Below are 14015 nucleotides of genomic sequence, written 5' to 3'. Positions count from 1 at the left end.
GTGTTGCCTGATCAGCAGAAGCGACGATCAGAGGTGCTGCTGGAGCAGCAAGGGTGCGCTGAAAGCCCGGTACTGCGTGGACTTCAGGGCTGTGGCAAAGAAGTTGCTCTGGCGTTTGCAGGCATCGCGGGGCAAGCCCGCTCCCACACCGACCCGCGATGGGCCATACACTGCCACCGAGGTAACCCATGACCACCATCGAACACCCGCCAGCCCGGCGCATCACCCGCGAATCCGAAGCCATCGACATCGCCCGCCAGGTCGCCGGCGAAATCGCCGCCCTCGCCGCCGACCCGGGCAACAACCGGCCACTGCCCCGCCGCCAGGCCGAGCTGCTGTCGAGCAGCGGCCTCACCGCCATCGGCGTGCCCACGCAGTTCGGCGGCCTCGGCGCCTCGGTCGCGACCATCGTCGAGACCGTGCGCCTGATCTCCACCGCCGATGGCGGCGTCGGCCAGCTGCTGCAGATCCACAACGTGATGCTGCGCGGCGTGCTCGGCGGCTACCCCGACGAGGTCCGCGACCGCGTGCTGGCCGATGTGCTGGCCGGCAAGCGCCTGGGCAATGCCCTGGCCGAGGTCGGCGGCAAGAACAAGTTCGCCCTCAAGACCCGCGTCGAACGCCGCGCCGACGGCAAGCTGGTGCTCAATGGCAGCAAGTTCTACTCGACCGGCGCCTACCTGGCCGAGTGGATCTCGCTGACCGCCGCCAGCGAGGACGGTGGCGCCGGCGTGCTGCTGCACCGCGACACCCCCGGCCTGACCCTGGTCGATGACTGGGACGCCTTCGGCCAGCAGCATTCGGTGAGCGGCACGGTGAAGTTCGACGAGATCGTCCTCGACGAACGCTTCGTCACCTTGCGCAGCGGGCCGATGAAGCGCACCGGCCTGACCTTCCCGCAGATCCTTCACGCCGCCATCGACAGCGGCATCGCCGCCGGCGCCCTGCAGGCGGCGGTGGATTACCTGCGCGAGCACGCCCGGGCCTGGGTCGAGAGCGGCGTCGAGCAGGCCAGCGACGAGCCGCACATCATCCGCCAGGTCGGCGAGTACGCCGTGGCCCTGCGCGGCGCCGAGTCGGTGCTGCGCGAGGCGGCGCGGGTGTTTGACGCCCATGAGCGCGACCCGGCGGACAAGGCGCTGGAGGATGAGCTGATCCTCTCGGTGGCCACCGCCCGGGCGCATGCCGACGGCGCCGCGCTGAAGATCGCCAGTGACCTGTTCTCGCTGCTGGGGGCCAGCGCCTCGCTGAGCAAGTGGAACCTGGACCGGTTCTGGCGTGATGCCCGGGTGCACACCACCCATGACCCGATCCGCTGGCGCCTGCACAACGTCGGCAACTACTACCTCAACGGGGTGGATCCGGGGGAGTACACGGCGGTGCTCAATGCCAAGGAAGCGCAAGGCGCTACACGTCGCTGAGAGGCTGCGCCCTTGGCGCTGCTGCGCAGCCCTTTCGCGGCACAAGGCCGCTCCTACAGAGACCGCGCGATTCCTGTAGGAGCGGCCTTGTGCCGCGAAAGGGGCGCGCAGCGCCCCCGGCGACCTCGAAGACCTCCCGCCACCACCAGACCCGAGCCCTGCATGACCTCCAGACACCCCCTCCTGCGCGCCCTGGCCATCTACCGCGAGATGCCCTGGCGCTTCACCCTGGTCACCACCCTGTACATCGCCGGCAACCTGGGCCTGGCCTGGCAGCAATGGCTGATCGGCCACGCGGTCGACGATGTCGGCGCCGGCCGCGCCGTGACCCGCCTGGCCGACGGCAGCCTCGACGCCAGCCTGGGCTGGCACTGGCTGTGGACCCTGCTGGCCATCGCCCTGGCCCGCGGCCTGCTGCAGTACGCCGCCGCAGTGCTGTCGCTGGTGCTCAGCCAGGCCCTGCTGACGCGCCTGCGCGAACGCATTCTCGAACAGGTCCAGGCCCTGCACCTGGGCTACCACTGGCGCCATGGCATGGGCGAGCTGGTGACCCGCACCACTCGCGATGCCGACAAGGTGCGCGATGCGCTGATCACCTTCTGGCGACAGATCGTCGAGACGCCACTGGTGGTGCTGGCGGCGGTCGGCCTGCTGGGCTGGTACGACCCGCTGCTGGGCCTGGTGCCGTTGCTGCTGACCGGTACCGGGCTGTGGCTGTTCGTACGTCAGACCGAGCGCCTTGTCACCCTTGATCGGGCAGTTGCATCGGCGTATGACCAGGTCAGCCAGGATCTGGCCGAAGGTATCGGCGGCGTGCGGGTGATCAAGGCGTTCGGCCTTGAGCAACGGCGCATCGCTCGTTTCGCCGAGCAGGTGACACTGTTCAGCGGCCACGCCCGTGCGGCGCTGGCCTACGCCAGCTCGCGCATTCCGTTGCCGCAGGCGGTGGTCGCCCTCGGCCATGTATGGATCCTGGTGTACGGCGCCCACCAGGTGGCCGCCGGCCGCCTGGGCATCGGCGAGCTGGTGACCTCGCTGCTGGTAGCCACCACCCTGGTGTTCCGCATCGAAGGCATCGGCCGGGTCATGCAGACCTTCGCCGACGCCCGCGCCAGCGCCGAACGCATCTGGCAACTGCTCGACGAACGCCCCGCCATCATCAGCGGTCAGTGCGCACTGCCCGAAGGGCCGTTGGGCCTGAAGCTGGAGCAGGTGCGCGTACGTGCGCCGGATGCCGGCCGCGACCTGCTGCACGGCTGCTCGCTGCAACTGCGCCCCGGCGAGGTGGTGGCGCTGGTCGGCGCCACCGGCAGCGGCAAGAGCCTGCTGGCCAGCCTGCTGCCGCGCCTGGCCGAGGTGGACGGTGGCAGCGTGCGGGTCGGCAGCGACGCTCACGGCTGGCACGATGTGCGCGACCTCGACCTGGCGGCCTTACGCCGCCGGGTGCAGGTGCTGGCGCAGGAAAGCTTCCTGTTTTCCGACTCGCTCGCCGCCAACCTGCGCCTGGCCGCGCCCGACGCCAGCGACAGCGAGCTGCGCGAGGCCCTGCGCCAGGCCGCCGCCGAGGACGTGCTGGAGCGCCTGCCCCACGGCCTGGATACGCCACTGGGCGACCGTGGCGTGACCCTTTCCGGCGGCCAACGCCAGCGCCTGTGCCTGGCCCGCGCCCTACTCGGCGCGCCCGACATCCTGTGCCTGGACGACGCCACCAGCGCCCTGGACGCCCAGAGCGAGCGCCGCGTGCTCGACAACCTGCGCCGTCAACGCAGCCAGACCGGCCGTGCGCCGACCCTGCTGTTGATCACCAGCCGCCTGTCCACCCTGCTGCTGGCCGACCGCGTGCTGCTGCTCGACGGCGGGCGCATCAGCGCCAGCGGCAGCCACGCCGAGCTGACGGCGAACAACGCCCATTACCGCGACCTGCTGGGGATCGAGCATGGCTGAAAGCGATATCGACATCGAACAGCGCCTGGCCCGCCAGGCCCTCGACCGCGGCATGCTGGGCCGTTTGCTGCCGCTGCTGCGGCCGATCCGTGGGGCGATCCTGAGCGTGATCGGCCTGGAGCTGCTGCTGGTGTTCACCGTGTTCCTGCGGCCGTGGTTCGTCCGCGAGCTGCTCGACCGCGGGCTGATTCAGAACGCCGGCCACTGGCTGCTGGACGAGCGCCTGGTGCTGTGGCTCGGCCTGGGCCTGGCCGCCAGCTGGCTGGGCCGCTTCCTGCTGGCGGGCATCTCGCAGTTGATTGCTGGCGGTGCCGCCATCGGCGTGCTCAACACCCTGCGCGTGCAGGTGTTCGCCCATGTCCAGGCGCTGTCGGTGAGCTACTTCGACCAGACCCGCGCCGGGCGCATCATCGCCCGTGCCGACCGCGACGTCGACGCGCTGGAACCGTTGCTGGTGCAAGGCCCGCCGGAGCTGCTGGGCGCCCTGTTGCGCTGCGGCCTGGCCGGGGTGATGCTGTGGCGCATCGAGCCGAGCTTCTTCTACAGCCTGGCGGCCACCGTGCCACTGCTGGCACTGGCCACCTGGCGCTTCAAGCGGGTGTCGCAGCGCAACTGGGCCAAGGTCGCCGAGCAGCGCAGCCGCTTCACCGCGCACCTGGTCGAAAGCGTCAGCGGCGTGCGGCTGATCCAGCAGTGCGGGCGCGAGGCCAGCAACCAGCGGCGCTACCGGCAGCTGCTGGAGGTGTTCAACCAGGCGCTGATCCGCGGCAGCCTGCGCACCGGCTGGTTCGCGCCGTTCACCGCGCTGCTGGGCACGGCGGGCATGGCCGTGCTGTTGCTGGTGGGCGCCTTCGGCCTGGCCGAAGGCCGGGTGAGCGTCGGCCAGGTGGCCGAAAGCCTGTTCTACGTGTTCCTGTTCCTCGGCCCGCTGCAGGAGCTGTCGGACCTGTTCGAGCGCTACGCCACCGGCAGCGCCTCGGCGCAGCGCATCTTCCTGCTGCTCGACACCCGCGCCCAGGTGCTCGACCCCGCGCAACCACGGGCGCTGGGCCGGGCCCGTGGCCAGGTGGACTTCGCGCAGGTCGGCTTCGCCTACAACGCCAGCGCCCGCCCGGTGATCGACGGGCTCGAGCTGCATATCCCGGCGGGTGAAGTGCTGGCCATCGTCGGCCCCTCGGGGCATGGCAAGAGCACCCTGGTGCAGTTGCTCACGCGCTTCTATGACGTGCAACGCGGGGCGGTGAAGCTCGACGGCATCGACCTGCGCGAGCTGGCCCAGCACGACCTGAGGCGCAACGTCGGCGTGGTGCTGCAGGACAACGTGCTGTTCAGCGGCACCCTCCTCGACAACCTGCGCCTGGCCCGGCCCGGCGCCGACGACGCCCAACTGATCGCCGCCGCCCGCGAACTGGGTGCCGACGAGGTGCTGGAGCGCCTGCCGCTGGGCTACCACACCGAAGCCGGCCCGCTGGGCAGCCACCTGAGTCACGGTCAGCGCCAGCTGGTGTGCCTGGTGCGCGCCTATCTGGCCGACCCTGCGGTGCTGGTGCTCGACGAAGCGACCTCGGCGGTCGACGTGCACACCGAGCGGCGCATCCAGCAGGCGCTGCGCCGGCTGTGCCAGGGCCGCACGGCGATCATCATCGCCCACCGCCTGGCGACCATCCGCGACGCCGACCGGATCGCCGTGGTGCGCCATGGGCAGGTGGTCGAGCTGGGCCGGCATGCCGCGCTGGTGGAGGCCGGCGGGGTGTATGCAGGGTTGTACGCGGCGTATCTGCGCAGTGCCGGGGAGCAGGTTGGCGGAACCACGCAACCCGTGTAGGAGCGGCCTTGTGCCGCGAAAGGGCTGCACAGCAGCCCCAGGATCTCAGGGTAACGCACATATCGCCGGGGCTGCTGCGCAGCCCTTTCGCGGCACAAGGCCGCTCCTACAGGGAAATTGCGTTCCCCTGCTGCTCACCGGGCAACGGCTGCTGCCTGACTGCTGCCACAGCAGCACCCCACCCTTGCCACCCCACGCCGTTCCGGCCCTGCAGTGCCATGGCACAGCCGTTGCACCACCCTCCCCATCGACCACCTCCCCTTCAGGAGCCCCCATGACCACCGAATTCTTCTGGCGCCTGCCCCTGGGCACCGACGGCCCGCAACTCTCCACCGATCGCCACACCCGTGGCAACCCGCAGCACCGCCCGGGCCACATCGCCCCCGGCCGCCTGCCCGGCGGCGAGGCCGACGGCTTCACCTACATCGACTATATCGCCCAGGTGGCCAAGGCCGCCGAGCTGGCCGGTTTCGAAGGCGCCCTGCTGCCCACCGGCCCCGAGCCATGGATCGCCGCCGCGGCCCTGGCCCGCGAGACCCGGCGCATCCGCTTCCTGATCGCCTTCCAGGCCACCTGGACCCTGCCGGCCTACGCCGCGCAGCAGGCGGCGATCCTGCAGAACCTCAGCGGCGGGCGGCTGGACTGGAACATCATCACCGGCGGCAACCCGGCCAGCCAGCGCGCCAACGGCGACTTCCTCGAACACGACCTGCGCTACAAGCGCACCGGCGAATTCCTCGACGTGATCCAGGGCCTGTGGGCCAACGACAGCTTCTCCTACGAAGGCGACATCTACCGCCTGGAGCACGGCAGCCTGCCGCCGGGCCTGGCCCACGAGCGCAAGCCCGGGGTGTACTTCTCCGGCTTTTCCGACGTCGCGCTGGAGGTCGCCGCCCGCCACGCCGACGTCTACCTGAACTGGGCCGAGCCGATCGACAAGCTCAAGCCGCATCTCGAGCGGGTGCGCGAACTGGCCGACAAGCAGGGCCGCACGGTGCGTTTCGGCCTGCGCGTCGACCTATTCGCCCGCGAAACCGAAGAGCAGGCCTGGCGCGAGCTGCGCCAGCAGTTCGAACGCCTCGAAGGCAAAAGCAGCGCCATTGCCAAGGGTTTCGCCAGCGGCTCCGACTCGGTCGGCGGTGCGCGCCAGGCGGCCTATCACCAGCACCTGCAGGACTTCGACGAACTGAAGTTGGCGCGCAACCTGTGGGCCGGTTTCGCCAAGGCCAAACCCGGCCCGACCGTGGGCCTGGTGGGCAGCCACCAGAACATCGCCGAGCGCCTGGCCGAATACCGCGACGCCGGCTTCTCGACCTTCATCCTGGCGGCCAACCCGCACCTGGAAGAGGCCCTGCGCATCGGCCAGGAAGTCCTGCCGCTGGTGCAGCAGGCCGCCGCCACGCCGCTCAAGGCCAGCGCCTGAGGAGAACGACCATGAGCCAACCCCTCGACACCCTCTGGTACACCCGCTGTCCGGTGCCCACCGGCCTGGGCATCGCCGTGCAGCAAGGCTGGCTGCAGCAGGACCTGTCCGCCCTGGGTACCCGCGTGCAGTCGCTGCGCGAAGCCGACGAACAGGCCGTGCGCGAATCGCACTTCGACCACACGCTGCGCAATTCGGTGCGCCACGGCGGCAGCATCCCGGCGATCTGGGCCCGCGCCCAGGGCCGCGAGACCCGCGTGCTCGGCCTGTCCTGGGCCGACGAGGCGCAACTGATCCTGACCCGCCCGGACAGCGCCATCCACACGGTGCAGGACCTCAAGGGCCGGCGCTTCGGCCTGCCCGACTGGAGCGCGGCGCAGATCGACTTCACCCGCGCCCAGGCCCTGCGCGGCCTGGAAAACGCCCTGAAGCTGCACGGCCTGCAGGTGGGCGACCTGCAACTGGTCAACTACCGCTACCACGGCACCTTCAGCGACCGTCCGGTGCGCAATGTCGCCGGCACGCCGGTGTCCACCGGCCAGGGCGAGGGCCGCAACCTGGAGCTGGCCGGCCTGCTGCGCGGCGAGGTGGACGCGATCTTCCTCAAGGGCGCCAGCGCCGTGCAACTGGCCCACGCCTTCGGCCTGCGCACCGTGATCGACACCGGCAGCCACCCCGACCCGCTGATCCGCAGCAACAACGGCACGCCGCGCACGCTGGCGGTGGACAGCCATCTGCTCGAACGGCACCCGCAGGTGGCCCGCACGCTGCTGTCCAGCGTGCTGCGCGCCGAGCACTGGGCGCAGCAGCACCCGGACGAGACCCGTCGCTACCTCGCCCGCGAAACCAACAGCAGCGAATACTGGGTCGGCGTGGCCTATGGCAATGACGCCCACCTGCGCCTGCGCACCGCCCTGGACGAACAGGCCATCGACGCGCTGCAGGACTTCGTGCAGTTCCTCGCGCGCTGGCGCTTCATCCCGGCCAGCTTCGCGGTGCGCGACTGGATCGACCGGCAGCCGCTGGACGCGCTGCTTGCCGCCCCTTCTGCCATGGACAGGAAACCCGTCGCCTTATGAGCAAGCCCCTGGAAACCCTCTGGTACACCCACAGCCCGGTACCCACCGGCCTTGGCATCGCCGTGCAGTCCGGGCGCCTGGCCCAGGCCTTCGCGCCGTTCGGCACGCGCATCCAGTCGCTGCGCGAGTCCAGCGAGCGCGAGGTGCGCGAGGCCCACTACGACCACCACCTGCAGAACTCGGTGCGCCACGGCGGCAGCATCCCGGCGATCTGGGCCTACGCCAGCGGCGTCGAGACCCGGGTGCTGGGGCTGAGCTGGATCGACGAGGTACAGCTGATCCTCACCACTGAAGAAAGCGGCGTACGCGGCATCCGCGACCTGAAGAACCGCCGCTTCGGCCTGCCCAAGTGGGCCAACGTGCAGATCGATTTCACCCGCGCCCAGGCCCTGCGCGGCCTGGAGAACGCGCTCAAGCTCGAAGGCCTGAACGTGGCCGACGTCGAGCTGGTCGACTACCCCTACGGCGGCACCTACAGCGATGAACCCAAGCAGCATTTGTACGGCTCGGAGGTGGCACTGGACACCCGCCGCGTGAGTCGGCGCAACAACGAGCTGATCGGCCTGCTGCGCGGCGACATCGACGCGATCTTCCTCAAGGGCGCCCACGCGGTGCAACTGGCCCACGAGTTCGGCCTGCGGGTGGTGGTCGACACCGGCAGCCACCCCGACCCGCTGATCCGCAGCAACAACGGCACGCCACGCACGCTGACAGTGGACACCCACCTGCTGCACGAGCATTTCGAGGCCAGCCGCACCCTGGTCGACACCGTACTGCGCACCGAGCAATGGGCTTGGGCCAACCCCGAGGACACCCGGCGCTTTCTCGCCCGCGAGCTGAACACCAGCGAGTACTGGGTGGCGGCGGCCTATGGCGAGGATGCCCACCGGCGCCTGCGCACGGCGCTGGATGGCCGCTCCATCGCGGCGTTGCAGGACTTCAGCGAATTCCTTCATCGCTGGGGGTTCATCCCGCGGCGCATCGATGTGCGCGAGTGGATCGATTCGAGCGTGCTGGAGCAGGTGATCGGCTCCACCTCGCGATTGGCTGTCTGATCGCATCACGGGGGCGTGGGAGCGGGCTTGCCCCGCGATTGGGGCGGCCCTGCTGCCCCAGCAACACCCGCCAAACACCCCACTGCTGCAGCATCCGCACCGACCGCTTGAAAGACCAATAAATACGAATAAAAACAGTGTATTACGAGCTTGGCACAGTCCCTGCTCTGTCCTCCCCAACAACGCGTTCACTCGGGGAGATTCCACATGCACCAGCGCCATCCACTAGCCCGCCAGATCAGCCTCGCGCTACTGCTCGGCAGCACCGCCAGCCACACCTTCGCCGCCGACGAGAACAAGACCGAGCCGGCCCTGGAGACCGTCACCGTCACCGCCCAGCACCGCGAACAGACCCTGCAGGAAGTGCCGGTGGCCGTATCGGCGATCAAGGGCACGCAACTGGTCGCCGACGGCGTGCGCTCGATGGGCGACATCACCACCTTCGTGCCCAACGCCTCGGCCAAGAACCCCGACGGCGACGGCCGCCCGCGCTGGTACATCCGTGGCCTGGGCACCGGCGACACCGGTGCGGCGACGGTCTACCCGGTGGGCATCTACGCCGACGACGTCTACCTCAACGCGCCCATCGCCGGCGGCGGTCCGCTGTTCGACCTGGAGCGCATCGAGATCCTGCGCGGCCCGCAGGGCACCCTGTACGGCAAGAACACCACCGCCGGCGCGGTCAACGTGATCTCGAAGAAACCGACCTTCGACACCGACGGCTATGGCACGGTCGGCTTCGGCAGCAAGAACGAGCGCATCCTCAACGGCGCCCTCGGCGGTACCCTGGTGGACGACAAATTGGCCGGCCGGGTGTCGCTGTACTCCGAGGAACGCGACGGTTTCCAGCACAACGACTTCGACGGCAACACCTACGGCGACGTCAACAAGAAGGCCGTGCGCCTGCAATTCCTCGCCCAGCTCAACCCGGACCTGGACGCCCTGCTGAAGATCCACAGCCGCCAGTTCAAGGGCGACGGCAGCAACGGCTCGCTGCCGGTGGGCAGCTACTACAACGTCGGCTACCAGCGCCCCAATGGCCGCGACATCTCGCTCAACGTCAACGAGGACTACCGCCTCGACCACGACGGCGCCTCGCTGACCTTCAACTGGTACCTGGGCGACTACACCCTGACTTCGATCAGCGCCTACGACGACATCCGCAACCGCTCCACCACCGACGCCGACTACACCCCCTACGAGGTCAATGGCGCCTCGATTACCGACAACCGTTATCGCCAGTGGTCCCAGGAACTGCGCCTGGCCTCGCCGGAGGACCGTTCTCTGCACTGGCTGCTCGGCGCCCACTACTTCCACGAAGACCTCGACAGCGCCTCGCAGCGCATCGTCACCCCGGGCCCGACACCCAACGGCAGCGGCTCCAACCAGGTCGGCAGCACGGCGTTTCGCGACCTGGGCTTCGACCATCGCACCGACAGCTACGCGCTGTTCGGCAACGTCACCTACGACTTCACCGACGACTTCAGCGTGACCGGCGGCCTGCGCTGGACCCAGGAGAAGAAGGACATCGACCTGGACCTGGTGCAGCTGACCCGCGCCAGCGCCAACGGCCCGCTGATCCCCATCGCCGGCGTTGGCAGCAACGGCAACCGCCAGCAGGACAAGACCTGGGAAGCCTGGACCTACGACCTGACCCCGGAATACCGCATCAACGACAACCTGCGGGTGTTCTTCCGCTATGCCCATGGCTTCCGTTCCGGCGGTTTCAACACGGGGCTTTCCACCAGCCTGGCGCAGCTGACCACGGTCGATCCGGAAGAACTGGACGCCTACGAGCTGGGGCTCAAGTCCGAGTGGTTCGACCGGCGCCTGACGGTCAACGCCAACGTCTTCTACTACGACTACTCGGACATCCAGGTAAACCTGCTGACGGTCAACAACGGCGTGCTCACCACCGCCCTGACCAACGGCGCCAAGGGCAAGGTCAAGGGCGCCGAGCTTGAGATCGAGGGTCAGCCCACCGAACGCCTGCACCTGCGCGCGGCCGTGTCGTTCCTCGACACCGAGTACACCGATTTCAAGAACACCAACCCCACCACCGGCGCGGTGACCGGCGACTACAGCGGCAACAGCTTCGTGCGCTCGCCGCGCAACGTGGTGTCGCTGGGCGCTGACTACACCCTGCCATTGGACGTGCCCGGGCGCGTGGTGGCCGGTGGCGACGTGAGTTTCCGCGACAAGGAGTACTTCCTCGCCGACCGCCAGAGCAGTGCCGACGAGACCCTCAGCCAGCCGCACTACACCCTGGCCAATGCGCGCCTGAGCTGGTTCAGCGCCGACGACAAGCTCAGCGTCACCGGCTTCGTCAACAACCTCACCGACCGCCGCTACCAGGTGCATGGCCGGCCCAACGGCGGTGCCGGGCAGTACGTGATCACCTACGGCGACCCGCGCACCGTGGGGATGAGCGTTACCAGCCGGTTCTGATTTTTCTGCCCCCTGGGGCTGCTGCGCAGCCCTTTCGCGGCACAAGGCCGCTCCTACAGGGTTTGCGCGGCCCCTGTAGGAGCGGCCTTGCGCCGCGAAAGGGCCTCGCAGAGGCCCCATTGCCCTTCAAAAGGACAGCCCCATGCCCCACCACACCCCCTTGGCCCTGAGCCTGGCCATCGGCAGCCTCGCCGTGCCCGCGCTGGCCGCCGAACCCACCGACCGCCTCGACACCGTGGTCGTGGTCGGCACCCACCGCAGCGACCTCACCGCCCTGCAAAGCGCCGCCCCGGTGGACGTGCTCAGCGGCGAAAAGCTCCAGGAAACCGGCGCCCAGGACCTGTCCGGCGCCCTCACCGCGCTGTCGCCCTCGTTCAACTACCCGCAGTCGCCCCAGGGCGCCTTCGCCGGTTCCATCGCCCAGGGCGCCTCGCTGCGCGGCCTGGCCTCCGACCAGGTGCTGGTGCTGGTCAACGGCAAGCGCCGCCACACCAGCGCCAACGTCACCCGCCAGGGCCTGGCCAACGGCCGCGGCGCGGCGGCGGTGGACCTGAGCCTGATTCCGCTGGCGGCGGTCGAGCGGGTGGAGATCCTGCGCGACGGCGCCGCCGCCCAGTACGGTTCGGACGCCATCGCCGGGGTGATCAACATCGTGCTCAAGGAGCGCGACGAAGGCGGCAACCTCGGCTACCGCTTCGGCGGCTACGACAAGGGCGACGGCCTGCAGCGCAAGCTCAGCGGCTGGAAAGGCTTCGCCCTGCCCAACGACGGTTTCCTCACCCTGGCCTTCGACGCCGGCAGCCAGGACCCGGCCAGCGACACCCGCGACGACAACCGGATCTTCTACCCCGGCTCCACCAGCACCAACACTGCGCGTGAGCAGAACAACCGCTACCGCAACTGGCGCTGGGGCTCGGGCAATGTCTCGGACCAGTACAACTTCACCGCCAACGCCGAAATGGGCCTGGGCGATGGCCTGAGCGCCTATGGCCTGGCCACCTACGCGCACAAGAACACCGACGCCGAGAACTTCTTCGACCCGCCCACCACCCTGCGCAGCAATTACGGCAGCGTGGCCCTGGCGCGCTACCCGGACGGGCGCCTGCCGATCACCCGCTACGGCCTGGAGGACTACGCCGTCACCGGCGGCCTGCGCTACGAGGACGAGACCCTCGGGCACTTCGACCTGGCCCTGAACCATGGCAACAACCGCGTCGACTCCACCGACCGCGATGCCATCAACCCCAGCTGGGGCACGGCCAGCGCCTCGACGATCTACACCGGCCGGCGCGAGGCCGACCAGACCAACCTGACCCTGGACTGGACCCGCGACTTCGCCACCGACCTGCTGTTCAAGCCACTGACGGTGTCCGCCGGCCTGGCCTGGCGCGAGGAGAACTACCAGCTCAGCGCCGGTGACGCACAGGGCTGGCAGAACGGGCCGCTGTTCAACACCGTCGACCCGCTGACCGGGCGACGCATCCCCGGCTACTACTCGGGCATCACCCAGGTCGACGCCGCCTCCCTCGACCGCCGGGTGATCGGCGCCTACTTCGACCTCGAAGGGCAGATCACCGAGCAATTCCAGGCCGGTTTCGCCCTGCGCAGCGAGCACTACTCCGACTTCGGCGACACCACCAACGGCAAGCTGTCGCTGCGCTACGACTTCACCCCCGAGATCGCCGCCCGGGCCAGCGCCAGCACCGGCTACCGCGCACCGTCCCTGGTGCAGTCGGGGCTGTCGTCGTTCAGCGTGCAGGTGGTCGAGCAACCGCCGGGTAGCGGCAACTGGGTCGAGGTGCAACAGCGCACCCTGCGCGCCGACAGCCCCGAAGCGCAACTGCTGGGCGGCAAGGCGCTCAAGCCCGAGGAGTCGACCAACTTCTCGGTCGGCCTGGTGTGGCGCCCGCTGGCCAACGCGTCGCTGACCGTCGACGCCTATCGCATCGACATCGACAACCGCATCACCCTGTCCGACCAACTGCCGGCGTCGGTGGTCGGGCCGATCTTCGCCGGCACGCCCTACGCCAATATCCAGAGCGCGGCGTTCTACAGCAACATCGCCGACACCCGCACCGACGGCATCGAACTGGCCGGGCACTACCAGCTCGACCTCGGCGCCTGGGGCCGGCTGGACCTCAACGGCGGCTATGCCCGCACCAACACCCGCATCACCGGGCTGGACGATGTCGGCGGCATTGCCGGCAACCAGATCATCGGCCGCAACACCCAGGGGCTGATCGAGGACGGCACGCCCAAGGACAAGCTGATCCTGAGCGCCAACTGGCAGTACCAGGGCTGGAGCGTGACCGTGGCCCAGCGCCGCTACGGCCAGTGGCAGAACCGCAACGCCGCCAACCCGGCGCTGGACCAGACCTTCGGCGCGCAGTGGGTGACCGACCTGGACGTGGCCTACCGTTTCGGGCTGGGGCTGACCTTGTCGGTGGGTGCGATCAACCTGTTCGACAGCCACCCCGACAAGCTCGAGGGCGCGCAGCTGTATGGTGTGCAGAAGTATTCGATCACCAGCCCCGAAGGGGCGCAGGGGGCGTTCTACTACACCAGCCTGAGTTATGACTTTTGAGCGGGTGTGGGGGGGCTGGTGCCAGGCGATAGTCTTGCAGCGCTCTCGAGATCGAGCGCCGCCCGCGCGGCGCATCGCGGCACAAGGCCGCTCCTACATCTGTTTCGGGCCAGTCAATCCTGTGCCATCACCTGGTACGCCTTGTGAGTACGGCGCGGTTTCAGCGTGGGCACAAAGGCAGGCAACCATGGCCTGACAGGTTCGGCACGTTGCAACAAATGTAGGAGCGGCCTTGT

8 protein-coding genes are annotated in these 14015 nt (G+C 69.1%); all 8 read left to right on the top strand.

Annotated features, from left to right (window positions below):
- Positions 1-188 precede the first annotated feature (188 nt).
- Positions 189-1421: an acyl-CoA dehydrogenase family protein gene (locus POF53_RS08740; protein ID WP_475858158.1), complete on the top strand. Its 1233-nt coding sequence runs from the start codon at positions 189-191 to the stop codon at positions 1419-1421.
- Between the two features lie 162 nt (positions 1422-1583).
- The gene (locus POF53_RS08735; protein WP_498967305.1) at positions 1584-3365 is read left to right on the top strand and encodes an ABC transporter ATP-binding protein; all 1782 of its coding nucleotides are present in this window, start codon (positions 1584-1586) and stop codon (positions 3363-3365) included.
- Complete coding sequence (locus POF53_RS08730) at positions 3358-5190, top strand: ABC transporter ATP-binding protein (RefSeq protein WP_498967303.1); 1833 nt, start codon at positions 3358-3360, stop codon at positions 5188-5190. The genes POF53_RS08735 and POF53_RS08730 overlap by 8 nt, the downstream gene beginning before the upstream one ends.
- A gap of 274 nt (positions 5191-5464) precedes the next feature.
- On the top strand, positions 5465-6613 hold the full coding sequence (locus tag POF53_RS08725; RefSeq protein WP_498967301.1) for an LLM class flavin-dependent oxidoreductase: 1149 nt from the start codon (positions 5465-5467) through the stop codon (positions 6611-6613).
- A gap of 11 nt (positions 6614-6624) precedes the next feature.
- Positions 6625-7692 carry an ABC transporter substrate-binding protein gene (locus POF53_RS08720; RefSeq protein ID WP_203647278.1) on the top strand — a complete coding sequence of 356 codons (1068 nt, stop codon included), beginning with the start codon at positions 6625-6627 and terminating at the stop codon, positions 7690-7692.
- The gene (locus POF53_RS08715; protein ID WP_186713457.1) at positions 7689-8747 is read left to right on the top strand and encodes an ABC transporter substrate-binding protein; all 1059 of its coding nucleotides are present in this window, start codon (positions 7689-7691) and stop codon (positions 8745-8747) included. The genes POF53_RS08720 and POF53_RS08715 overlap by 4 nt, the downstream gene beginning before the upstream one ends.
- 207 nt (positions 8748-8954) lie before the next feature.
- Positions 8955-11195 carry a TonB-dependent receptor gene (locus POF53_RS08710; protein ID WP_498967298.1) on the top strand — a complete coding sequence of 747 codons (2241 nt, stop codon included), beginning with the start codon at positions 8955-8957 and terminating at the stop codon, positions 11193-11195.
- Between the two features lie 142 nt (positions 11196-11337).
- Complete coding sequence (locus POF53_RS08705) at positions 11338-13779, top strand: TonB-dependent receptor plug domain-containing protein (RefSeq protein ID WP_498967296.1); 2442 nt, start codon at positions 11338-11340, stop codon at positions 13777-13779.
- Positions 13780-14015: the final 236 nt, after the last annotated feature.

The organism is Mitsuaria sp. RG, from assembly GCF_028369275.1.
In the GTDB taxonomy this organism is placed as follows: domain Bacteria; phylum Pseudomonadota; class Gammaproteobacteria; order Pseudomonadales; family Pseudomonadaceae; genus Aquipseudomonas; species Aquipseudomonas peradeniyensis.
This window is presented reverse-complemented; position numbering and strand designations above follow the sequence as displayed.

Excerpts from the sequence above, each read along its gene's own strand:
- POF53_RS08710 (WP_498967298.1), top strand. The coding sequence starts at position 8,955 with ATGCACCAGCGCCATCCACTAGCCCGCCAGATCAGCCTCGCGCTACTG.
- POF53_RS08725 (WP_498967301.1), top strand. The coding sequence starts at position 5,465 with ATGACCACCGAATTCTTCTGGCGCCTGCCCCTGGGCACCGACGGCCCG.
- POF53_RS08715 (WP_186713457.1), top strand. The coding sequence starts at position 7,689 with ATGAGCAAGCCCCTGGAAACCCTCTGGTACACCCACAGCCCGGTACCC.
- POF53_RS08705 (WP_498967296.1), top strand. The coding sequence starts at position 11,338 with ATGCCCCACCACACCCCCTTGGCCCTGAGCCTGGCCATCGGCAGCCTC.
- POF53_RS08735 (WP_498967305.1), top strand. The coding sequence starts at position 1,584 with ATGACCTCCAGACACCCCCTCCTGCGCGCCCTGGCCATCTACCGCGAG.
- POF53_RS08740 (WP_475858158.1), top strand. The coding sequence starts at position 189 with ATGACCACCATCGAACACCCGCCAGCCCGGCGCATCACCCGCGAATCC.
- POF53_RS08720 (WP_203647278.1), top strand. The coding sequence starts at position 6,625 with ATGAGCCAACCCCTCGACACCCTCTGGTACACCCGCTGTCCGGTGCCC.
- POF53_RS08730 (WP_498967303.1), top strand. The coding sequence starts at position 3,358 with ATGGCTGAAAGCGATATCGACATCGAACAGCGCCTGGCCCGCCAGGCC.